Origin of the sequence: Bradyrhizobium sp. F1.13.3, assembly GCF_040548265.1 — a bacterium.
Lineage (GTDB): Bacteria > Pseudomonadota > Alphaproteobacteria > Rhizobiales > Xanthobacteraceae > Bradyrhizobium.
This window is the reverse complement of the sequence record NZ_JBEPRI010000001.1, coordinates 1-23,029: the sequence shown is the minus strand read 5'-3', so window position 1 is coordinate 23,029 and position 23,029 is coordinate 1. Positions and strand designations below refer to the sequence as shown.

At 58.3% G+C, this 23,029-nt stretch carries 13 protein-coding genes and 5 pseudogenes; 9 read left to right on the top strand and 9 right to left on the bottom strand.

Features of this window, described 5'->3' with window-relative positions; translation table 11 throughout:
* Window positions 1-463 precede the first annotated feature (463 nt).
* The 3 genes and pseudogenes from ABIB66_RS00095 to ABIB66_RS00085 all read left to right on the top strand — a co-directional run.
* A pseudogene (locus ABIB66_RS00095) lies at window positions 464-717 on the top strand (transposase domain-containing protein); the annotation flags it as partial.
* Between the two features lie 436 nt (window positions 718-1,153).
* Complete coding sequence (locus ABIB66_RS00090; protein WP_354210899.1) at window positions 1,154-1,369, top strand: hypothetical protein; 216 nt, start codon at window positions 1,154-1,156, stop codon at window positions 1,367-1,369.
* Between the two features lie 575 nt (window positions 1,370-1,944).
* Entirely contained in the window at window positions 1,945-2,985 is a 1,041-nt protein-coding gene (locus tag ABIB66_RS00085; protein ID WP_354210900.1) for a Gfo/Idh/MocA family protein, read from the top strand.
* Between the two features lie 58 nt (window positions 2,986-3,043).
* Here the strand turns inward: ABIB66_RS00085 and ABIB66_RS00080 are convergent.
* Both ABIB66_RS00080 and ABIB66_RS00075 read right to left on the bottom strand, forming a co-directional pair.
* Window positions 3,044-4,284: pseudogene (locus ABIB66_RS00080) on the bottom strand (3'-5' exonuclease).
* Window positions 4,285-4,420: 136 nt separating this feature from the next.
* The gene (locus tag ABIB66_RS00075) at window positions 4,421-4,624 is read right to left on the bottom strand and encodes a hypothetical protein (RefSeq protein WP_354210901.1); all 204 of its coding nucleotides are present in this window, start codon (window positions 4,622-4,624) and stop codon (window positions 4,421-4,423) included.
* 404 nt (window positions 4,625-5,028) lie between these two features.
* On the opposite strand from ABIB66_RS00075, the gene ABIB66_RS00070 reads away from it, so the two are divergent.
* Window positions 5,029-6,762 (top strand): vanadium-dependent haloperoxidase, encoded by a 1,734-nt coding sequence (locus tag ABIB66_RS00070; RefSeq protein ID WP_354253968.1) that lies wholly within the window; start codon window positions 5,029-5,031, stop codon window positions 6,760-6,762.
* A 1,088-nt stretch (window positions 6,763-7,850) separates the two neighbouring features.
* Here the strand turns inward: ABIB66_RS00070 and ABIB66_RS00065 are convergent.
* Entirely contained in the window at window positions 7,851-7,982 is a 132-nt protein-coding gene (locus tag ABIB66_RS00065; protein ID WP_354210903.1) for a hypothetical protein, read from the bottom strand.
* A gap of 110 nt (window positions 7,983-8,092) precedes the next feature.
* Here ABIB66_RS00065 and nhaD point away from each other — a divergent pair.
* Together nhaD and ABIB66_RS00055 are read left to right on the top strand one after the other, a co-directional pair.
* Window positions 8,093-9,375 (top strand): annotated as a pseudogene (gene nhaD / locus ABIB66_RS00060) (sodium:proton antiporter NhaD).
* Between the two features lie 585 nt (window positions 9,376-9,960).
* Entirely contained in the window at window positions 9,961-10,125 is a 165-nt protein-coding gene (locus ABIB66_RS00055) for a hypothetical protein (RefSeq protein WP_354210905.1), read from the top strand.
* Window positions 10,126-11,026: 901 nt separating this feature from the next.
* Here the strand turns inward: ABIB66_RS00055 and ABIB66_RS00050 are convergent.
* Window positions 11,027-11,428, bottom strand: coding sequence for a hypothetical protein (locus ABIB66_RS00050; RefSeq protein ID WP_354210906.1), 402 nt, complete (start codon window positions 11,426-11,428; stop codon window positions 11,027-11,029).
* A gap of 1,370 nt (window positions 11,429-12,798) precedes the next feature.
* Window positions 12,799-13,797, bottom strand: coding sequence for an ABC transporter substrate-binding protein (locus tag ABIB66_RS00045; RefSeq protein WP_354253966.1), 999 nt, complete (start codon window positions 13,795-13,797; stop codon window positions 12,799-12,801).
* Window positions 13,798-14,626: 829 nt separating this feature from the next.
* On the opposite strand from ABIB66_RS00045, the pseudogene ABIB66_RS00040 reads away from it, so the two are divergent.
* Window positions 14,627-15,209, top strand: a pseudogene (locus ABIB66_RS00040) (tyrosine-type recombinase/integrase).
* Window positions 15,210-15,714: 505 nt separating this feature from the next.
* On the opposite strand, the gene ABIB66_RS00035 reads toward ABIB66_RS00040, so the two are convergent.
* Both ABIB66_RS00035 and ABIB66_RS00030 read right to left on the bottom strand, forming a co-directional pair.
* The gene (locus ABIB66_RS00035; RefSeq protein WP_354210908.1) at window positions 15,715-16,140 is read right to left on the bottom strand and encodes a cupin domain-containing protein; all 426 of its coding nucleotides are present in this window, start codon (window positions 16,138-16,140) and stop codon (window positions 15,715-15,717) included.
* A gap of 175 nt (window positions 16,141-16,315) precedes the next feature.
* The gene (locus tag ABIB66_RS00030; RefSeq protein WP_354210909.1) at window positions 16,316-17,119 is read right to left on the bottom strand and encodes a class I SAM-dependent methyltransferase; all 804 of its coding nucleotides are present in this window, start codon (window positions 17,117-17,119) and stop codon (window positions 16,316-16,318) included.
* Between the two features lie 148 nt (window positions 17,120-17,267).
* Between ABIB66_RS00030 and ABIB66_RS00025 the strand changes: the two are divergent.
* A pseudogene (locus tag ABIB66_RS00025) lies at window positions 17,268-18,104 on the top strand (IS5 family transposase).
* On the opposite strand, the gene ABIB66_RS00020 reads toward ABIB66_RS00025, so the two are convergent.
* Window positions 18,034-18,381: a diguanylate cyclase gene (locus tag ABIB66_RS00020; protein ID WP_354253964.1), complete on the bottom strand. Its 348-nt coding sequence runs from the start codon at window positions 18,379-18,381 to the stop codon at window positions 18,034-18,036. The pseudogene ABIB66_RS00025 and the gene ABIB66_RS00020 sit on opposite strands and share 71 nt — an antisense overlap.
* A 445-nt stretch (window positions 18,382-18,826) precedes the next feature.
* Between ABIB66_RS00020 and ABIB66_RS00015 the strand changes: the two genes are divergently transcribed.
* Window positions 18,827-22,234: a S53 family peptidase gene (locus ABIB66_RS00015; RefSeq protein ID WP_354210910.1), complete on the top strand. Its 3,408-nt coding sequence runs from the start codon at window positions 18,827-18,829 to the stop codon at window positions 22,232-22,234.
* A gap of 322 nt (window positions 22,235-22,556) precedes the next feature.
* On the opposite strand, the gene ABIB66_RS00010 is transcribed toward ABIB66_RS00015, so the two are convergent.
* A complete protein-coding gene (locus ABIB66_RS00010; RefSeq protein WP_354214047.1) occupies window positions 22,557-22,637 on the bottom strand; it encodes a hypothetical protein in 81 nt (26 codons plus the stop codon).
* Window positions 22,638-23,029 lie beyond the last annotated feature (392 nt).

Sequence of the window (23,029 nt, the reverse complement as noted above, 5' to 3'; positions counted from 1 at the left end):
TGGAACATCTACATCTCGAAGAGTGGGCTTGGCGGCTCGCGGCCGACGTGTATCGCCTTAATCTGTTTGCGCAGCTCTCCGGTACGGATTGTTCGTTAATCTGGCGGAGCCACAATGACACCGGATCTGGATCATGCAACGAAGCATGGTAAGTGCACTCATGCGACGGTGAGATCGTTAGGATCACAGAGATTGCCGATCCGAGGACGGGTCGGAGGTTCACAATTGCGGAATGTCGCAACGGGCACCTGACGTGGGATCCAAAATAAGGCGGTGGGCTGTGACTAAGCACCGAAGTGGGACCCCCACTGAAACGACCGTAATGCTTTGATGTAGCACAAGGAAATTCGCTCGGGGTGGGGTCCGGATCGGCGCCGATCGGGACCCCGTTCATGTCAGATCACGAACTAGATCAACAGGTTGGCTCTCACGTAGCGGGGTCCCACTTCGGTGCTTTTTCACACGCCCAGTCGCGCTCAACCGCAAGAACGCCCTGTTCGCAGGGTCGGACGGCGGCGGCGAACACTGGGTTACATCGCCTCACTGATCGAAACGTGCAAGCTCATGGGCGACGAACCCCACGCCTATCTCGCCGACGTCATCACCCGCATCGTCAACGATCACCCGAATAGCCAGATCGACGACCTGCTACCCTGGGCCTATCTCGCTACTCAAGAACACTGGCGCTTTGGCCGACACCTTGGAAGAACAGGATGAATCAAGACAAGGAAGCCTACGAACGGGCGGCCCTGATCGCGCTGTCGCGGTCAAAATCGCGCTCCCACTTGCAAAATGATAGCTGACCTTCCGGTTTCGATTGTGCTCCGTCCTCTTTGCCCGTTCGTCTTCTACGGCGATAGCATCATAGGTGCGGGCGACCTCAGGAAGCCGCTCCGGCTCGGCCGTCGGTCATGGCAGCCAGCTTCCGACACTCCTTCGGGCGATCCCTGAATTTAGATCGCACTGGATGTTAGAACGGAGGTAGTGCGGTTCTGCAATCATAGCGGCCTGCTGCCCCCCTGCTGTTCACCATCCGCCACCACTTACATCGGCATTTTCTAATTGACCTTGAGGCCATTGTCTCTGAGAACAACGGGATGCTTTTTCAAGCGGTATCATGCTAGTTAGGTCCGGCCACCGAGGTATTGCTTAGATGGACGCAGATCGAGTTCGCGAAATTTACGACGACATGCTGAACGCGCGGCTGGAGCGGCTCTCATCGGTTTTGGACGAAAGAATTGATTTTCTTAGCCATGGCCCGACCGATGTGTTTCCATACCTTGGAAGGCGTCGCGGGCGTTCGGAGGTGTTAGAGGCGCTGTCCGAGGTTCAAGGAAACTTGCAGGTCGCTTCGTTGATCGATCAATGATCTTGATTAGCACCGTCAGGGCCGCCTGGTCGCCGTTCACCACCGTCGTAAGTGGCCAGAATGACAGCACTTCAAGCTTTTTGTGCTCCACGAGGGCTCTGTTGATATAGATCAAAGTCGACCAAACCGGCGAACTCCAAAACTCACAAATCCAGACGTCTGAGGGAGAGCGGGATGGCAATGTCGACTGCAGTAAAGAACTTGCGATCGCGCAGAAAAAAACTGTTGCTGCAGCTCAACACTCCCGCGAATCCAGATGGTCAGTCGCAAATCGAACAGCAGCTGGAGCAGATCAACACAGCACTCGAGTTTCTCGATAAGCCGGCAACGCCCCCATCCCGACCTGCCCCAGGCTCTTGCGTCGGCTCCTTCCGGATCGCATCAGGGCGCCTTTAGCTGCCAAGAAAATGCAGGGTTTAAGCGCCGTGACCTGAACGCCGGTGGCATTGCAACGCGTCAAGCGGCGACGGCTCGAAGCCGAAGGCTTGCGACCCTTATGAGCTTGCGGCTTTGTCGGCGCGTGACGCGGCTGCTGAACTAAATGCTGTCGGTGTGCTCACTAAGACTGGAAAGCGGTGGCATCCAAAAGGTTCCACGAGACCGAAGGCTTCGCCATCGTCGCTTTGGGTCGTCTCTCCGTCGAGCAAATACTGCCTGCCTTCGGGCAAGCGAAGAAAAGCCGCCTGAGCGCGCTGGTTTCGGGATCGCCGGACAAGCTGACCATGCTTGGACGCCAGTATGGGGTTCGACAGGAAGCTCTGCTCGGTTATGAGGAACTCGAGCGGCTCCGCGAAATGGAAGACGTCAAGGTCGTGTACATCGTTCTGCCGAACTCGATGCACAAGGAATACGTTCTTCGATCGGCGGCGATCGGTAAGCACGTGCTCTGCGAGAAGCCAATGGCGACGAGTTCAGAGGATGCTCGATCGATGATCGAGGCGTGCTCATCGGGCCGCGTCAAGCTGATGATCGCCTATCGCTGCCGCTACCAGCCTCATCATTTGGAGGTCATTCGTCGTGCGCAAAGCGGAGAGTTCGGGCCGATCAAGCTGATCGAATCGGTCAACGGTCAGAATCAAGGAGATCCCGAGCAATGGCGGCTCCGCAAGGCATTGGCCGGCGGCGGATCCCTGCCGGACGTCGGCATCTATTGTCTTAACGCCGCGCGGGCCGTCACCGGCGAGGAGCCCGTCGAGATCGAGGCTCGCATCCACTCGACCAAAGGCGATCCGCGCTTTCGGGAAGTGGAAGAGAGCGTCGCCTGGATCATGCGTTTCCCTTCGGGCGCTATGGCCAACCTTTCGACCAGCTACGGCATCCATAGGGCATCGCGCCTGGCGGTCCACTCGGACGGCGGTAATCTCCTGTTGGACAATGCCTATCCGTATAAAGGGCAGCGGCTGACAGTGCGTCGCGCAACAGAGAGCCGCGAGACCGAGACGTTGATCGACATCCCTGCAAAAGATCAGTTCGCTCTGGAATTGGATCACATGGCGGAATGCGTTCTCACCGACAGGTCGCCAAGGACGCCCGGCGAGGAAGGTCTGCGCGACATGAAGCTCATGGAAGCGATCTACAAGTCAGCGGATAAACGAAGCCTTGTCAGGATCGACTGAATTCTCAGATGCGGCCGCGTAGCTCGGCCCTTCCAGGCACCTGCTGGATGATGAATGGCTACGCTGCTTCGCGGCCCCCCTCTTCGTTCCGCTTCATGTTGATGAGGTTCAACAACTGCGCCGAGGCCCGCGCATCGCATAAGGCTCGATGATGATTGTCGAGCGAGATGCCATATATCTCGCAAAGCTTCCCAAGTCCGTAGGACTTGTGTCCCGGATAGCGCCGCCGCATTCCGGCGCACGTACAGAGCTTCGGAAATCTGAAGCGCCGCGCGATCCTATTGAATTCGTAGACCATGAAACCGTAGTCGAAGCTGACATTATGGGCCACGAAAATTCCGTCCCCATGAAGTCCATGAACCGGTCCGCTACCTCCGCGAACACAGGTGCGTCCCGAACCATTTCGTTCGTGATGCCAGTCAGCTGAACGATCTTTGCGGGAATGAAACGCTGAGGATTGATGAGAGATTGCCACTCGTCGACGACGCAGTGATTGCGAACCTTCACCGCGCCGATCTCGGTGATGCGATCGCCATTCGACCAGGAGCCGGTCGTCTCGATATCGACCACCACGTAGTCCTGCTCGGGGTCGAAACGATAATCCACGCGGCCGATCTCGGCGATGATGCCAGCGGCGCCTAGGTGGCGGAGGCGGGTCAGCTGGTTGCGGCGGATCACGTCCCCCTCGGCTTTGACCTCCATGAAGGAGGATTTGCCGTCCTGCACCAGCATCAGATCGGGGAAACCGTCCCGCATGGCGCGAAAATCGTCGCACATGCTGCGGATGACGCTGGCTATGGCCGTTGGATCGCATCCTTCGAGGAGCGCACGGAGCGCCTCCACTTGCAGGTGATCCCAGCTGAAGATCCCATTCGGGCGGCCCCATTTTGCTGCGACGGTGCGGAGGATCAACGGAAGAGAAGCTCCGGACGCCACGGCGGCCAGCTTCTCGTCGATCGTCACGGCGAAGAGCCGCCGGAAGCTGCGGTCCTTCAGGCAATGGGGTAGCCAGTCGAACCCGCTGGGCCTTCGGGTGCTCTCGAAGAGCTCGTCCCAGAAGAGAAGGCCGAACAGGGTGTGCCACAGCACATTCTCGGTGAAGAAAACCTTGGTGCCCTCGCGCCGCAGAACGCCGGCGACGCCTGCTTCTGGATTGCCGCGATGGGTATCGTCGACGGTGATCGTTCGCCCGGACCGCAGCAGTGCGGTGTAAACGCCTGTGCGCCTCCCTCCGAACTTGCGAGCGTAAAAGTCAGTTGCGAAAACGTGCTCCCCGTCGCTGGCGGGATCATCGATCATCCGCTGCAGCAGGTCTTCGGCTCCGGTGCGATCCCCCGTATTGTAAAGCAGACGGACCGATACTGGAGGCGCTGGGCACGCACATTTTCTTTAATGACCAGATAAACACGTCCTCAGCGCATCCGGAGTCGTGCCGTCAGGCCACGTCCCCGGCCCGCACGATCCGGACGTGCCGATAATCCCGGCTGGGCTCTAGCGGCTCGATAGCCGGCGTCGGAAGCGCAGAGCCTTTCGCCAATTGCTGGGAGGGGCGGGCTGTCGCGTTCAGGATCGTATCGTACGAGACCAAACCCCAGTCCTGGGTCTCGCGGTCGAACTCGATGAACTGCCCGTCGCGCACGGAGAAGATCCGGAATTGCGGAAAGCAGGTAAACGCGGCATCCCGAATGACCTCTCCCTCGCCGCCGGACTGACCTCGGACGAAAATCGAGCCGAAGGCGAATATTTCAACCGGACGGTTTCAACCAACCAACAGGTCACCCCGATCCTGCCTCCCTCGCAACCAAGTCAATGCGCAGATTTCAGGACTCGCCCGGCCGTCGGCCTCGCCTTCTCCGGCGGGTGGACTTCCGTAGACGTTGGGCCGCCGTGGCGATCCCCAAAGGCGCGACATTGTGACCCGATCGGAATCACCTTTTTTGTGAAGCATCGCACATAGGTTGCGTTCCAGCCGCGATACGACTCCGCTGGGCAATGATGCCCAGCCTCGCAAATTGTGGCGGGAAAGCTGTTCGGAGGCGTGCAATGGCAATTTCTTATCCCAAGCCCCATCCACCATCACCTGCTCCAGCCGGTACTGCTGTAAATAAGTTGGTTCACACCCCCCCCAATGATCTCGTTCAAGAATCGGAGTTGCACTTTCACAAGTCACTCAAGCATGACGATGACGGGCGCGTGGTGCCGAGTTCTTTCAAATCCTTCTTGCAAGCTCTCGACAAGCATCGCCCGCAGGACTTTCAGAACATCGAATCGGCTGGCCTCCGTCCACTCGTGAATCCACAAGCAGGTCTGGCCGCCGATCGGCTCACCGCGACCGGCTGGCACTTCCGCATACCGAAAGCACCCGAGCAGGACGGAAAGCACGAGACCACAGCCGCAGAGATGATCGAGCTCTATTGGATGGCATTGCTACGCGACGTCAATTTTTTGGATTATCCGGGCAGTGCTTTGGCACAGGCCGCAGCCAGCGAACTGAGCGGCCTAAAGCTCTATCCCCACCCTGATTCGAGTATCCACCCTAGCTATGCTTCCCGGCCCATCACGCCGGCTACGCTTTTTCGCGGCGGCGATTGGACGCCGGCGGCACAGACGAACCACGAGCACCTTGGGCCGCTCGTCTCACAATTTCTCTGGCTCGACGTGCCGTACGGATCTCTGCGGATCAAGCAAACTGAAGGACGGGTTGTAAACACGGACTATCAGTCAGGAGGCGTCCCCCACATGATCTCATGGGCCGATTGGCTCGACGTACAGAGAGGAAAAGCCTTTCCGTCGTCGATCGAACTCCCAGTCACTCCGCGGTACATTCAGAACGCGGGCGACATCGCGCGATATGTCCATCTTGACGCACTTTACGAAGCCTACCTGAACGCTGCCCTGATCTTGCTCAGTAGCCCTGGCGTTAAGCTGGATGCGGGAAATCCCTACAACCGGGATGCGCCAGTCTTCCCGCATGAAGAAGGCTTCGGTACCTTTGGCTCGCCGTTTATTCTCTCCCTAGTCTGCGAAGTGGCAACATGTGCGTTGAAGGCGGTGTGGTACCAGAAATTTATCGGAAACCTGCGCCTGCGGCCGGAAGCCTACGGCGGTTTGGTCCATCGTGCGCTGCACCCCACCGGCCTGAAGGCAGCCGAGGCAAAATTGGCACTTTCAAACGGGGTTGCGGTGTTGCAGGCGTCTAATGCCTCGGGGGGCGCGGTGGCGAAGATCAGACAAGCGAATGCCGCTCACGGCGCCGACACCTACCTGCTGCCCATGTGCTTTGCGGATGGTTCGCCAGCGCACGGCTCATATGGCGCGGGCCATGCCACAGTTGCCGGCGCGTGCGTCACTGTGCTCAAGGCGTACTTCGCAGGAACGCAAAAGCTCAAAGATGTCGGGATCACGCCCGTTATCCCAACACCAAACGGAACACAGCTGACAACCGTCGGAGTTCCCGATGCTGACCAGCTAACGATCGGAGGCGAACTGGATAAGGTCGCGTCGAATATCGCGATCGGACGCAATATGGCGGGCGTTCACTGGCACACAGACTATAGCGCGTCCGTCCTTCTCGGGCAGCGGATCGCCACGAGCGTTCTGTATCACCTCCGGCGGGACCACCACGAGCGTCCATGGAAGCTCAGCTACCTGAGCTTTGGTAGAAAGGTGGTTGAAGTTGAGCAGGACAGTGTCACTTACGACGGCGCCACCGTCCTCGACGGAGACGACGATCTTGATCCTGCTCTTGAGGCGGCAAAGCTTTCGGTCATCGTGTAGTCGTTTGGAGGCAACTGATTTGCATTCTTTTGCTGCGGCAGTAACCATCAATCGCTAGTTACTGCCGCAGCGGGATGTCTGTCTCCTCCCATCCGTTTTCGGTAGCGGAGCGAAGCCGTCAGTCCGTCCCAAGCACGTCTGGGTCGATACGATCAAACGATTGGTCGAAACCCACGCACAATCTCTGTTGCGAAAAGCAGCCGGTCCATACATCGGGTCACAAGCCGCCGATCACACCGAAAGGTGAAGCTGCCGCTTTGCCTCGGCAAGCTGACCTTTATGAATTCACGTCCTAGGCCTAGGCGACTCAGCCGCTGCTGCCAGAGCTCGGACAGATGCGCGTTAGCGCCTGCCAAGCCGTTGCCATCGGATCAGGAGTTGCCGCTTAGCCAGTCCGCAACCCGGGCGAACTCCATCGCGGTTACCGCGCCGCCTTCGGGGTCATAAGTTCATGTATCGAGGACCGCCCCTTCCGAACTGCGAGGAAATTGATCTGTATCAAGGGCTCCCTCGGCCGGCCCCTGAAAGTCCGCTCATGAAGACGCAAGATGGACCACCTTCCGATAGCGACGACAAGGTTGAAAGCAGGCCAGCGCCGCGCTCGGAGGAAGCGCGCCGGATTGTCGAGGAGTACGCGAAAGATTTGGCCGAGATCATCAAACGACTTCGAAACCTCCTTCGGTGAAGCGATTTCGCACTTGGCAACGCTGTCCGGTGGTGACCATTGCGGATTTCCGCAGCGGCCCGGCTGATGGCTGTTTTTCACCGCCCGCCCCCGTCGCCGGCTTCCTGCTTAGCCGTACGACGAACGGCTCGCTTGCGTTTCGAGAAACGAAGCTGTCTGCTCGCGGCACACCGAGGAAGCGGACATGAACGTTTGGACTGGAGCTGCGATGCTCGCGATCGGTGCGATCCTGATCGTCATAGGTCGTCCGAATAGAGCGGGCGAGCCCCCACGGTTTCTGCGATTTGGAGCGGCGCTCGTTCTATATCCGCCCTTGATCCTAACGTTTGTGGCGCTCGGCGCTGCGGCCGTCATCTCAGGATTATTCGGCAAATAGCGCCTTGCGTGGCATGGCTTGGTGGGCCTAGCTGACCGCGTACAAGTACAGCGCCGCGACCAGCATGAGTATCGAGACGACGCTGACGATCCACCCCACAGGCCCGTTTGCGCGGGAGCCCCACAATGTCGGCCCCTTTTCTTCCTTTGGGGGTGTCATTCTCTCTCCTTCAACGGAGAGTACCAGAGCGCGGCCTTTCAGCACATGAGGCTTCTTAGCGCAGTCCGGTTCGGGCATGATCGCGGGGAGATTCGGATCGGAGGCTCGTTTTGCTGGTTGCACTCGTCGTCGTTTTCGTCGTGGTTTATGCCGCTATAGCGCTTGAGCATCCGATCCAGATAGAGAAGTCCGCTTCCGCCCTTTTTGGCGCCGGCCTGCTCTGGACGATCTATGCAGTGGGGGCGACTGACCACGACGTTATCGTCGATCAGCTCCGTGAGACGATCGGTTCGACGGCAGGAATCATATTTTTTTCCTGATGGGCGCGATGACCATTGTCGAGGTCATCGACGCTCACGACGGATTCGAGATCATCACCTCGCAGATCAACACAAAGAAGTTGACGACCCTGCTGTGGCTCATCTGCGTCGTCACGTTCTTTCTGAGCGCAGTGTTGGAGAATCTCACCACCACGATCGTCATGGTTTCGCTGATCAGAAAGCTGCTGGACAAGCAAAGTGATCGGCTGTTGTTCGTCGCGATGATCGTGATCGCCGCGAACGCAGGCGGCGCGTGGTCCCCCATTGGCGACGTCACCACGACCATGCTGTGGATCGGCGGCCAGATCACCGCTCTCGCCATAGTCAAGACGCTATTCCTCGCGTCCCTGACGAACATGCTGATCCCACTGCTCATCGTGAATTATCAGCTGCGCGGCAGAACTTTCGCGGCTCCCAAGGTCGATGGCAGCGATGATTCCTTCACGCCCGCCTTCGAACGAAACGTCATGTTCACTCTCGGTGTGGCCATCCTGGTGTTGGTGCCAGCGTTCAAAACAGTCACCCATCTGCCGCCCTTCATGGGCATCCTCTTCGGTCTAGGCACATTGTGGCTTGTCGGAGAGGTCATTCATCGCCGGAAGCAACCGCAGGAGAGAAGGCGGCTGACCGTGGCGCACGCCCTCACGCAGATTGACCTCAGCTCAATCGTCTTCTTCCTGGGCATTCTGCTGGCCGTTGCCACGCTGGAGCATACCCATGTCCTCGCTGCCCTTGCCGCCTGGCTGGATCAAAGCATCGGCCGCACCGACGCAATCGTACTTGCGTTGGGGCTGCTCAGCGCCATCGTCGACAACGTTCCTTTGGTCGCAGCGTCAATGGGGATGTATGGAATGAGCCAGTATCCACCGGACAGTTTTCTTTGGGAATTCATCGCCTACTGCGCCGGCACGGGCGGATCGATACTGATCATCGGCTCCGCTGCGGGAGTTGCCGCGATGGGGATCGAGAAGATTCAGTTCATCTGGTACATGCGAAACATCAGCGTACTCGCGCTCCTCGGATATTTCGTCGGAGCGGCCGTCTACATTCTGCAGTTCCGGTACTTTCACTGAACGCAGCGATGCGCACGCGCCGAAGGAGCACCGCTCAATTCACCCGCAACAGGCAGAAGCGCGGAAACAGACATGCCCGACGAGCGACGGTTCGACATCTTGCAACAAGTGGGTGAAGAAGCATTTCGCTGACGTCCTCGGCGAAAAGAATGACAATCATGATCACTAGCAGTGCTTCGTCGTCATCACCGGGTCTTAGCGATGGACCGCCAGCTCGCCGCCAGCATCGAGTCGGTTCAGGACCGCATTTGCATCTAGATGATCAATGCGCCAATTCTGTTCACCTTAGGCGCAAACGCAGCGAGTTCGTCGCGGGCCTCAAATCCGCAATCTAGAAGGCTGGCTAGAGCTGCATCATAGTGGGACTATATACGCCTGCTGACCGCGCACGCGCGTTCGCTACAGAAGGGAGCGGGCGACTGCGAAGAGCAATCAAACTCCGTCACTCCCGACCGGTCAGGACGTCCAAAGTTTACTAGGCTTTAGGCCGGCAGGGCCACTGTAGAAGTCTCGGCGAACATCTCACCCTTTTCTAGAATGCCACCACCGCCCACCAACGTTCCCAGTAATTGTGAACGAGCCGCCATGGACGCGATCCGCGGCGATCCAAACTATCAGGCTAGTCCGGTGACCATTCTGAAGCTGATACGCAAAGGTTGGGTCGAGACGAAGGCCGGCAAGGGTCTACGGAAGTACCAGATCACCTCCAAGGGCGCAGAGGCGTTAAAAGCCAAGATGCGGACGTATTGACGGACACGCTGCGTCAACGACTTACATTTCGCTCTGGCTCTATCGCGCGATGCACCGGAATGCTGGCCAGAGGCTGCGCAGTCGGATCGGCAGAATGAGCTGCTTTACTTCAACAATTGAGCGAAGATCTGCCCACTCCTTCTACTCGCTCGACCCTGCTGCCTTCGAAACCGCTGCAAGCGTGCGTAAACCGCTTGCCGAGTTCGGCCCAGCCGCTGGGCAGCCAAATCAGCTGTCGCCCCTGCTTCGAACAGCGAGAGTAACTCCGCTTCTTCGGCGGGCAACCATGAGCGCGTCACCGAACGATTGTTCGTCATTCGCGAGCCTGCAACGCTCAAAGGCGCGGCGGCGCTGCCTGCCGCGGCTGGTCAGGAATTCGGCTTGGCCGTTCGAGCCGCGTAGGTGCCGGCAAGCGGCTGGGCTCCGGCAATCGATTATCGCGCACCATCCACGCCGCTAAGCGAGCATAGCTTCGCCTAAGCGCGGGAACGAACCACCCGGATGATGCGGTGGCAACAACGGCCATGGAAGCCGAACGCCCGCTTGAAACGGCAAGTCAAGACATCGGTCAGCAGGAAAAGCGCAGGGCGATGTTTGATCAGTATCACCCGCAATGCTCGATCCCCTTCGTGACGCGATTGGGTGTTTGTTTCGAAGCTTCCCGATCAACCAGGAACAACGTTCGCTCTTTTGCGAAACGGATGGACGGAGCAACGCTCAACGGGCGAAGGTGTCGAATATCGTATGACCGAAGCCGGCCTGACAGAACTTAGCCGCCCCCGATAGCCCGCGAACTGGTGAGAACGACGAACGTCTCGAACGCCAAAACGCGTCACAGCGGTGCCGGTCAAAAACGGAAGCATTTGGCGCCCCATCGCGAGCTGTGACTGCTCGAGCCTCCCTAGCCAGATCGCTTTGCCCATTCGGCCACGAACAAATTCCTCTCCTGTAGATAAGCCTTTTGGTTCTCAATCAGGATGAGAATGGAGAACGCAAGAGTTAGATCGCGTCCCTGACGCTTGCGCTGGGCGATGACCCTCTCCTGCTGCCTGATATGTTGCTCGCCTTCCCGGAGACGGCGCTCAGCTAGGGTCAAACGCTGGGCCAGCCGCCAAAGCGGCCGCTCCTGCCTCCGCTCAGGTTCGAAGCGAGCGAGACGGCGTGAGCCACACCAAACCTCGACATGGTCGTCCGCCACGGCGGCGGAGCCTAGCTGTAGAGCCTCATCGGCGTTGTTGCAGTCGATCTCTTGCGCGTTCAGTGTCCGGCCGTCGTCGTCGACCGTGAAGATGTAGCAGCGCATCGAACTTCGCAGCTGGTGTTCAGGCAGGAATTTGGACGCGGGCCTAGACGGTCCTCGGCATTCACCGGTTAAAACATTCCGGTGTCCCTTCTCGTTCCCGAATTAACTTCCAGCGCGGATATCAAGCTTAACTTGAAGCTTTGGTTGCGGCGACGCGTAGGCGGGATAGCTTTTGTACACCGGACATTGCCCCGTCCGGGAACACCCAGGCGGAGCCGTCGCGCCATCATATTCGACGCGGCGGCTCTCGTTTTATCGACGCGAGGCCGCCTCATGCGCAGAGTGCTTTTGGTCATGTTCGGCGTCTGTTTTTGGATCGCCTTGCTGGCGGCGATCGTCACAACGATCGTACGCCTTGGCGCCGATGCGAAAGAGCGCCGCGCGCAGAGTGTCGCGGCTCAGCACTCAAAGACCCGCTGACTCCGCTTCATCTACATGAAGATTTGACTTTCCGCCAACGATGCGAGCTCTAGATTGGCAAAGCAGCCGCACCATGAACCACTCGATCTCGTCGAGATGCGTCGACAGATCGTCTCTCTGCGAAGCCGTCACTCTGATAATCTCCGGGTCACGTACCTCCTGAACCGACTGCTGATCAAGATTGCCTATCTCGTTGAGCCGGGGAGCCCTGCTCACGCGGAGCAGTTAAGCGAAGCGTTCGCCCGAACCATGAGCGATGTAGAGAGCATCACAGGAGACGGCCACTGCGCGCCGCCCGGTAAGGCTAACGAGTAGACCAGGTTGCAGAATGCTATCCGTAGGTTGAAGCTACCTTTAGTCGCGGAGGTGCCGATGTATCGCGTAAACGGTGCGTTTGCGGCAAGGGGTCGCCGCCGTCGCAAGCGGCGGCCCCGCCCCATGAGCGCCTAGTAAGCACTTCGCACTGCCCAGATATCAACCGCGCTCCCGCGCATTCCAATCGGGCGGGTTCCTTCGCCCAGCCGTGCTCTTCCCCATCCGTGGAGACCTCGAACAGGAGCTCGGCGTGACTTTGATGGTGCGCCGACGACCGTAAGGCGTTCACCCGCAACGGCCATAACTGGATCAACCGGTTCTCAGTCATGGCCGGCGATAGCAATGTCGAGCACCTGAGATCGGCGATCTTGCGGCCCAGTGGCGCCGGGTCTTGACAGAACTGAATGATGCTTGCCGTCGATTGCCGAGGACACGGTTTCGACTATCTCGCCGACCGCCGCCTCGAACTCGCTCGCCAAACGATTCATATCAGCAAGGAAAGCGGCTCTCCATCGCGCTTGGCCCGGGCCCATTCCTCGAGACCCCTCACTTTTTTTGCCCCCGGAAATCGGCGGAAAATTCGACTGGTTTTCGAGGTCTGCGATGGGCGGTCATTTGGGGACATCGCTGAGTGCTTAGCGCGCGTCCGCTTTAATCAACTCGTCAGCCCTCGCGACCAAATGCTGAGGAACAGATAGGCCCATATCTTTGGCAGCTTTGAGGTTGATCGCAAGATGGAATTCGCTCGGCCCTTCGACGGGCAAATCACTTGGCTTTGCCCCGTTGAGGATCTTCTCGACGAAATATGCGCCCCGACGCCATATTCCATCAACTGTCGGACCAAAGGCAAGCAGTCCGCCGCTCTGCACCCATTCTCGATATTCATGGGCGTTCGGAATTTTGTTTTCTATTCCGAAGTCGACAATCCTCTTGCGATCAAAGACGAACATCGGATCGGTGACGGTAGTCATCGCATCAATCATCGTATCTTGCCTTTTGCGCAGGATTGAAGCAAACGCGACCTCAAATTCCGGCGGTGAACGAACCTCAAACGGCTGCGCTTCAATCCCCAATTTTTCAAATGCCGAAGAAATACTGTTGAGATGATTGCTGGCGTAGGAGGGAAGCGGATTGTAAAGAACTGCCAACCGCGAAAGTTTTGGAACAATGTCTTTCAAAAACTCGAGACGTTTGACATCGCGATCAGGCGAGAGATTGTCGATACCCGTAACGTTCCCGCCAGGATGTGAGAGAGACGAGTATAATTTGGTTTCAACGCCGCCGCGGCTCGAGAGCACGACAATAGGAATCGTCGCAGTAATCTTCTGTACCAAAAGTCCGGGGTAATTTCCCACAGCCACGATCAGGTCCACATTCTGTCGGACGAGATCGGCAGCCATCTCGGGCAAAACTTCCGGATGTCCTTTTGCCTCCCGCCATTGGATTGTGAGATTATCGCCCTCCGAATAGCCGCGATTACTTAATTCTCGAACGAAGCCCTTTACCCAAGGATAGCTGCTCAAATTAGCCGTCAGATATCCAATTCGGTAAGTCTTTTTAGATTGCTGCGCCTGAGCCGCCAGCGGCCACACCGCGCCGCCGAGTGCCGTTATTATGAACTCGCGCCGCTTCATGTCTGATGCCTCCGCCAGGGACGCTGCCAAGCGCGATGTCTGTTGGGTGTCAAACGCGCCAGTCTGCACCTGAGTTCAGGATTTCCGGTCTACCCCCGGCTCCGGACATGTGCAGCACTCCTCCAACTTCGCGATGGCCAGGAACCCGCCATCCAGCTGGTCTACCGAAGCAGTCGGCAAACGGCGCAAGGGCTATCGATCGACCTATATCAAGCGGCCGACACGAACTCACATCCCGATCCAGCTACGTGCACGCAACCGCAGCGCTCGAGCGACCCGTCAACGAGAGGGCTTTGAAATTTCCGGAATCTGGCTGCGGGAAACATTGCGCCGTCAATGATCGTTGGGAACCCAATCCTCCGCGCTCGAGTCCCAATGATGGGTGTCGTCGAAGTGTTTCCAGAGTGGCTGCTTTGGTGTGCTTTCAGCCCTGTGCCGTAACGCATTCAGTGCGTTGAGTTGGACGACGAGAGCTCCAGCCGTCATCATCCATTCGCGAGTGCTATATCGTGAGTTCCATTTGATTGCCGCGAGCATCGGATGCCTCCTTCAAAGCAAGAAGCTGTGAGCCAATCTTAGCCTAGGCCAAGAAGACGGAATGTAAAATGCTTCACAGTCTGCCACCATCTTAGGCTGCGTCCTTGGTTCAACGCCTAACGAGAAATGTCTGCTTCAGGTCAGGGCTGCCAGAGGACTGAGTGTCCGCTCGCGATTGCGACTCTAATCCATCGAATTGGACCTAAGTACGCCTCCAATCGCCCGAAGGCCGACTTAGGTTCAGAAGGTGACACGTTCGAAGTGACCGGCCTCATCAACTGAGGAGGTCATTATGACCGGTATCTCAAACGCCGCAGAGGACGTCCAAAAGCGCGTCCCGTGGAACAAGAGTAAAATCGTTGGCGCTAATCCGCCACTTCGGCCGAAGCATGTTTGGTCTATCCGGACCAAGCTCCGGTTGAGGGACGAATCCGTGATCTGGCGTTGTTCAACATCGCGGTCGAGAGTAAGCTTCGTGGCTGCGACGTGGTGGGCTTGAAAGTCGATGACGTGGCTCCAAGCGGGTATGCGGCCGATCGCGCAAGCGTCCGCCAGAAGAAAACTCGACGGCCGGTCAAGTTCGAGCTTATAGAGTCTACCCCAGCGATCGATGACTACCTGAGGGCAACCCGGCAAGAAGCCTGGCGATCGTCTGTTCACCCGCCGTAGAGGCCCCGAGTGCGGCCTGACCACTCAGGAACATGCGCGTCTATTATCGGACTGGCTGTCCGATGTAGATTGGATCGTCACCTGTTCGGAACGCATTCGCTCAGTCGAACAAAAGCGACGCTTATCTGTCGGCGCACGGGCAACCTGCGAGCCGTGCAGTGGCTTTGAGGCGCACAAAAATCGAGAGCACCGTCCGCTACCTTTGAATTGAAGTCGACGATGCGCTTGCAATAGCAGAGCAAGTCGACGTCTGAACTAACTGGGCAGAGCGGACATGCTTTGCCCTTTCTTGCAGCCGGCTTGGGCCAAAAGCGTCGTTCGAACGTGAAAGCAAGGTGCGGCGCGGGCACCACACACAACGGGGCTTGCTGCTTGGAGAAAATGCAATGGCGTTTGTTTTGGAATTACTCCTTGTGATCGCGTCGTGTGCTTCTGCGAGCGCAGCCCCAACGTGGCATCACAACTCGCGACCAGCCATCACGCGTCCTGGCCAGGCTGTCACCCCGGGCTATATCACTCCGGGCGGCGGGCGCGTCTATCGCGACGATTCCGTTCCGGGAGGTCTGCGGACCGATCACGACAATCCTCCCGCTACGATGATCCATCCAAGTTTGGCGGCGGCTGATTGACGGAATCGGCGCGCGTCTGCTTGGGCCAACAGGCCGACATTCAGAAATAAAGCGGCCGCAAGCAGAGGGCGAATACACCCCCTTAAAGTGACGCAGGTATCAAGCCGTGACGTTTCATGATCTCGCCCATCCGAACAGGATCAGGAGGCCCAAGGGACGCCGATCGCTGCCGCCAATCGCGGAAGAATTCGGGCCCGAGAACCCCCGGTGTTAGAACGCAAAGCATTTTCGCGATCGCCTGTGTCTCGTTGACGAATCCGTGGACAACACCTCGCGGGATGAAGAGATCGTCGCCTGGTTTGATCTCGATCCGTTCGCCAGAGACCGTCCAAGTGATGACGCCCTCGAGACCGTAGATTGTTTCTTCCCAGTCACGGTGATGGTGCGGGACCGGCATACGAGAGTTTGGCGGGATCATCACCTCAAACATATCAAGTGCCCCGCTGGTGTCATACTTGGTGCGCGAAAACCGCAATTGCATCGCGCCTACATTGATGAGTTCAGCCATCGTCGCGCCTTCCGTCGGCTGGAGATAACATCGCCGGACGGCTGCAACTCATCCGAACCGAACTATCGGCTGAGCTTATGACCGGGCCTTGGCGATGTCTATTGAGGGAAATCATGTCCACGATGGCCGACATCAAAGCAGAGACGGCGTGGTTCGGCTAAGGGCCACAAGCGGTCTAACTAGCGACAGAGCCGCGCACCGCCCATGCCCGCGCAATTAGATGGATGCTGCCATCCTTCTGGAACGGCAACGCCAAGCGAATGTGTTCGCGCAGCGCAGCGCGGCGATCATCTGATAGTGACATGCAGTAACCGGGCGCCGGTGCCTGACCTCCGAGGAATGGCTTCCAATAATCGTCGAAATCCCGGAACACCGTTGGTGCATCGATTGCCTGCACATCGATCTTGGTAAGCCCGGCCTGCTTGAACAGCGTCGCAAGGGGTTCGGGACTGCAGACCGGAAAGCGACGGCCTTCGTCTTTCTCAAGCGCTGCCGGATTTAGCGCAACGGCCGCGTCCCAGAGACGTCGCATCATCTGCATCTCGCCTGCATAGTCCCAGACATAGGCCGCGGCGATTCTTCCTGGGCACAGCGCCCGCCGCGTCTCGGAAACGGCCTTTGCCATGTTAGGCACAAAGTTTATGACAAGACCAGCGACAGCGACGTCGAATGTGGCATCACTCACCGGAAGTTGTTGGGCGTCGCCAACTCGAAACGTCGCTCTGCAGTCGGTGATAGCGCGTTGAGCGTAGGCGATAAAGCCATCCGAGGGATCGACACCCAGCACGGCCTGTGGGTTGGTGCGCTCCAGAATAGTGGCGCTCAAAGCGCCGGTGCCACACCCAACGTCGAGCCAGCGTTTTCCGGCCCCGACATCTAGCCAATCGAGAAAATCCCCCGCTACCAAGCGGCTCCATCGCGCGACATAGGGCTCATAGGCATCGCCACCGGCCCATACGTCCCTCCGTTGCTCCGGCATGGCCGCGCCCTCGACCTTGTGACATGACCATAGAAGATATGCCAAAAATCGCGCAATGTCTGCCTTTGGTCATGACGGACAAAACTCACTCTGAGCAAAGTAGATCCGCTTTCGGGTGCGTAGCGACCACTTGAGCCAGGGCGCGAACATGATTCAAGCCCCGCGTCGTCAGGGCGGAATCGTGCGCTACGAACTTGCGGACCATGAATGGACTGCCATCAAGCCAATGCTGGCCAACAAGCCGCGCGGCGTCCCTAGGGTAAACGACCGTCGTGTCATCAACGGTATTTTCTGGGTCCTGAGATCGGACGCGCCTTGCGCGATCTGCCGGATGCGTTCGGCCCGTATACGACTTGCTGTGACCGCTTCTGGCGGCGGGCTGGTGTCTGGAGCCGCATCATAGACGCGCTTGCGGCTGCCCACGATGCCGCTGTCCAGATGATCGACACCTCGATTGTCCGAGTCCATCAGCATGGATTCTGCGTCACGAAAAACCAGCGCCAATCGATGGGAAGGTCCCGCGCGGCTTGACGAGCAAAATCCATGCGTTGGTCGATAGCAATGGTCTGCCGGTACGGCTGGCTCTGAGCCCCGGTGAAGCCCATGACGTGCGACTTGCCGGAAAACTGCTGTCTCGTCTGAAATCTGGGTCAATGTTGCTCGCGACCGTGGTTATGACGCCGACTGCATCAGAGAGCTTGCAATGAAGTAGGATGCCTGGGCGAACATTCCGCCGAAGAGCAACCGCAGCGATTCGATCTGCTTCAGCACGTACCTCTATCGCGCCCGCAACCAGGTCGAGCGGCTCTTCAACAGAATCAAGCAATGCCGTCGGGTGCCAACTCGCTGCGACGAGCTGGCAGCGAGTTACCTTGCGTTCGCTCAGCTCGCCTCAACCAGACCATGGCTTCGCGTTAATGAGTCCACGGCCGAGAAAGCCGCCGAAGGAGTCTTCGATGTTCGTGTGCCCAGCGGCAGCCGTTAGAGGGCGGGCTATCGAAACGGTGGTTTGCCCCACGTGCTCTCCACTGTCCAGCTTTGTCAGCTTTGCGTCTGCAATGCGCCTTCGAACTCTCTCGGCCACCTCCACGCAGATGGAAATGGGAGCGCTGAAGAGCACGCACATGACGCCCGCTTTCCTGAACGCATTGCGCGACAAGCCGAAGCACTTGGTCTCCGAATTGATGACCATATTTGTCGTTGAATTTCTTGAAGTGGTCTACATCGATCAGAAAAACGCTGAGGGGCTCTCCTACTTCCATAACTCGTATTTTGCCCTGCAGGAAGCAAGGTTTCTAGAGCGCGGCGGTTTGCAAGACCCGTCAAGGCATCGGTTTTGGATTTGAGCTCTGCTTCTCAAGGTCCCTTTCCAGCCGGTCGACGTTTCCGCAAGTGTCCCTTCAAGCGAGCGCGCCCTGTCTGTCGCGGACGTTAGCTCCTGCCGGAGCTGCGTTAACGCCAAGCCAGGGTCCCTGGCCTGCAGAGTTGCCTCCACTTGCTTCAACCCATTTGCCACGTAGAAACGAAAAGAACAAAGGGTTGTACGCATCAAACCCCGAAGGTGGCCCAGCGTTTTCGACGAAGAGCCACGGCGCTTTGACTTATGACAAGAAGGAGCTGCTGCAAGTTGAACCCGCCCAACCTCAAGCTTCGATTGCATTTCCGCTGCTCTGCCTGTATCCTCCCTAGCGACAGCGCACGCACTGAATGAGCTCGACTTGGGAGGATCTACCCATGTTGCATGTGGCCGCGTTGCTCGTTGTCGGTATGTTTGTCGGACTTTTTGGGGTTGTGCAGCTACCCGATCTTGCGCTTGCTGCCGTGGAGCAAAACGACCGGCCGACCACGCCGAAGCCAGGACCGACTACGTATCCAATCGATGTCCCAAAGCCACAAGAAATCCCGCCACAACGCGAGCAAGGTTGCGCGGGCCACGACCCACAAGCGGACAAGTGCGAAACCGTACGCGTGGGGTGCGAGTGTGGAAGTCATTGCCGGCCTAACCGCTGCGAAATTGAATGTGCGCCTCAAACCTGCCGTGAATGCGATAAGGGGTACGGCTGCAAACCTGGCAAGAAGGACTGTCGCGATGAACAGCCGGGTGGCGACAGCAAGGCCGGGGCGCTGCCGTCCGACGGAAAGCTGAAACTCGAAGACTTCGCGCTCTATGCTGATCGAAGCCTCAAGCTCGGGGAATGTAGCCGTGTTGAAGGCGGCGACCTTGGTGTGAGATCACATGCCGAAACCGCGGAAGCTCAGCTCAGGATCGGAAGAAAGGCCTGGATTGATCCGCATCGAATACTTTCCGCACATTCGGTGACGCTTGGTGAGGGTGTGACCTTCGGTCTCGTTGCCGCCGTGCACTTTCAAGAAAACGGAATAGTCCTTGCCCCTCCGGCGGCATTCCCGGCGGCGGGGATGCCACCGTTGCCTCTCGCGAATGGGGGTGGCTCGAAGCCTGACATCGAGGTCAAGCAGAACGAGGCCTTAGCTCTAGCGCCAGGCGAATACGGGGTGCTCAGCGTAGACGGAGTGCTTGTACTCAACCCGGGCCACTATCGTGTCAGCGCGGTCCGAATGGGGGAAGGCGCACGCCTCCTAGCAATCGTGGGCGCCGTTCGCCTTGATATCCGCGGCTCGCTGAGGGTGGGACGCCGCGCCGAGATCCGATCCGATTTTGACCTCTCCGCCCGGCATATGGAAATCAACGTCGCGGGTGAAGACGAAGGAGGAACGCCCGCCGCTTCCTTCGGCGACGCGAGCTCCGTGCGGGCACTGATTGTTGCTCCCCACGGCTCCTTGAACTTCGCTGATCGCGTGAAGGCTAGAGGCGCATTTGCCGCCTTCGACGTAGCTGCGGGCGAACATGTCCAGGTGACGTTCGAGGACGGCTTCCGTTATAGTGATCCTCAACACGGTACGCAGCAGTTGACGGGTTACTTCATTCCGGCAATTCGCGACGCCGAGCTGGTAGGACCGGTGCCACGAACGCAAATAATCTCTCTCGCGGTTGGCCTGCCGTCGCGCGACACTACGGCCTTGCGCCAAGGGGCGCACGACGTCTCCGATCCCGCAAACGCCTCATTTCGCAAGCACCTGACGCCCAGCCAATTCGCGACCACCTATGGTGCTACTCAGCCCGACTATCAGGCGGTGGTGAATTGGGCGAATGCTCATGGCCTCACTGTTACGAAAACATACCCTAACCGCTTGCTCGTTAGCGTGAGTGGTACAGCGGCGCAGGTCGAAGAGGCGCTCTATATCGGTCTGAACCTTCGTCGCAGGCCTGATGGCACGTCATTCTATGCGACCGATCGTGATCCATCGCTCGATCTAGCCTCAAAGCTCCTATGGATCAGCGGGCTCGACAATCGTGTCATCGCCACTCCCGGACAGGGCACAGGACCCGGCGGCAGTTTCAACTCGAGCGATTTGCGCGCGGCCTACGCTGCCTGCACAAGTTCTACGGGCACGGGACAGAGCGTCGGGTTGTTCGAGCTTGATGGATTTACGGCAGCCGATATCCCTGCCTACGAATGCCGGTTCGGAGGCGCCACTTGCAATGGCGCAGGCCTTCCGACTTCGGCGGTGCCGAATGTCGTGACGACTTTGCTTGACGGAGCGACTGGAGCGCCAGCTACGGTCATCGGCAGCACCGAGGTGACGCTCGATATTCAGATGGCGATTGCGGTCGCTCCGGGTCTCGCGTCAGTTCAAGTGTTCGAGGCACCCAATACGGGCAATGTTGCATTTCATAACGACATACTCGCCTCGATGGCGACCACGTTGCCGCTGATCAATCAAATTAGCAGTTCGTGGAATTTTCGAACGGACGCGAACACGCAACAGGCCTTGTATGAACTTGCTCTGCAAGGCCAAACGTTTCTCCAATCCTCTGGAGATCAAGGGGCCGTATCCTGGTCTACAGATCCTAGTGACATCCGATCGCTGGATGCTGTGACAGTCGTCGGGGGAACCGCTCTCACCCTGAACACCCCGGCAGGTCTGCCAACATCATACGGGTCCGAAACGACCTGGAATACTAATGGGCAAGGTGCGAGCGGTGGCGGCATCGCCGCGAATACGAACATTCCCGCCTACCAGACAGGGATTAATATGACCCAGAACGGGGGATCAACTACGAAGCGCAATTTGCCTGACGTGGCAGCAGTCGCGGCCAATCTCGGGATTGTTTTCACCAATCCAACGACCGGGACTCAAGCGAATCGACGTGCCCTAGGTACCAGTGCTGCCGCCCCTATATGGGCAGGCCTCATTGCCATTGCTAATCAAATATCCGCCTCGACCCCGACTGGCGCGGGGCGCGTCGGCAATGCGAACGCCTTCCTCTATTCCATCTCTAAGAACACAGCTGCGTACGGCCTGAGCTTCAACGACATCTCGACAGGCAACAACAATGGATCCTGCCCTGGCTCGACTCGGGTATCCTCCGGCGTCTGCGTGGGCAGTGTGCCAAACCCCATCCCAGGATTGCCGCCAATAGTGCAAAACACTTGGACGCAGAGCGCCGGCAGCTTCTCCGCCGTGACAGGCTATGATCTAGCGACAGGTTTGGGCACGCCGAAATGCGCTCTGCTGAACGAACTGGCGACAGGTTCCACGAGTGCGTTACCCTCCTCTCCGGTCAACATTACCTACCATCAGACTGGAGCGTGTAATGGCTTCGCCAAAAGCGGCGGCGGAATTGTGAGCGCCGGTCCCAATGCTGCTTTCGTCATGTTCGGCCTGGAAAAGCTCGACAACACTGGCGGAAGCGCATCGTTCGCATTTGATCCGAGCAAACTTTACGTCCAACAGTCAATCCAAGAATTCATCGACCCAGGTCTCTCGATCTATTCTGAGATCTTTGGGCCATTTGCCGCCGTTCCGACGAGCGTTGCAAAGGGAACGAGCATGCCATTCAGCCCTGTGGCCCAGGGAGCTCTTGTCGTTTCGACAACGAATGCGGACGGCTCTACCGAGGCCAATCAGACAGCATACTTCCTCAAATACAAGGGCACACCAACGGACCCAACAGTGACACTCACAAAGTCCGATGCTTCTCGAACGTCGTGGCCGAATACTCAGGACTGCAAGACGATCACGCTCCAATAGGTTAATAGGCGAGCACATCGGGCTCGCCTATGTGGGGGCGGCTGGGCATCGTCCGAGCCAGCAGGTATCACTCGGTCCCGCACGTATCGTGCGCCAGACGATTAACTCCGGCGGGCAGTTGCGGCAGGACGGACGAACAGCGCGGGGGTGCTCGCTCGGCCTCCAGACGCTTGCAGCCGAGCTCGACGTAATCTTCGACGCCATTGCGGGCAACGCAGTCGGGTTGGCCTAGCGCGGCAAGGCTCCTGTCAACGCGAACGACGGCCGATAGCCTCACCCGCGTCAGGTAACGGCCCTTCGCTGCAACAAACCACATATGACCTCAGACGGAGCACATTCCGCCGTCGACTAGCAATTCGGATCCCGCTACGAAGCTGCTGTCGTCTGACGAGAAAAAAAGCATCGCAGCGGCAATCTCGTCGGGACGAGCCATGCGCCCCAAGCGAATGTTCGCCGCATGTGGCTCGCACGGCGGCTGCTTCTTCCGGCGAACTGACCTGGGCATCGATCAGCGGCGTATCGGTTGGTCCGGGCGTGATGATATTCACCCGAATCCCGCGGTCCTTCGGCTGCTGCGGATTCCGGGGATTGCGGCCAGAGATTCCGATTGAACGCGACGATGCATTCCGATCGAAGGCGGCCACCTGTTCCGACGAAGGCGGCCGGGGTGTCGTTGCCGGCATGAGGAGTTGGGTCAGGTTGTCAATCGGCTTGCAAATTTGACCCCTCATCGGCGTCCAATTTTGACCCCTTCGGGCGGCGGGGTTTGCTGGTAGCGCTCGTCTCGTCGGAGCT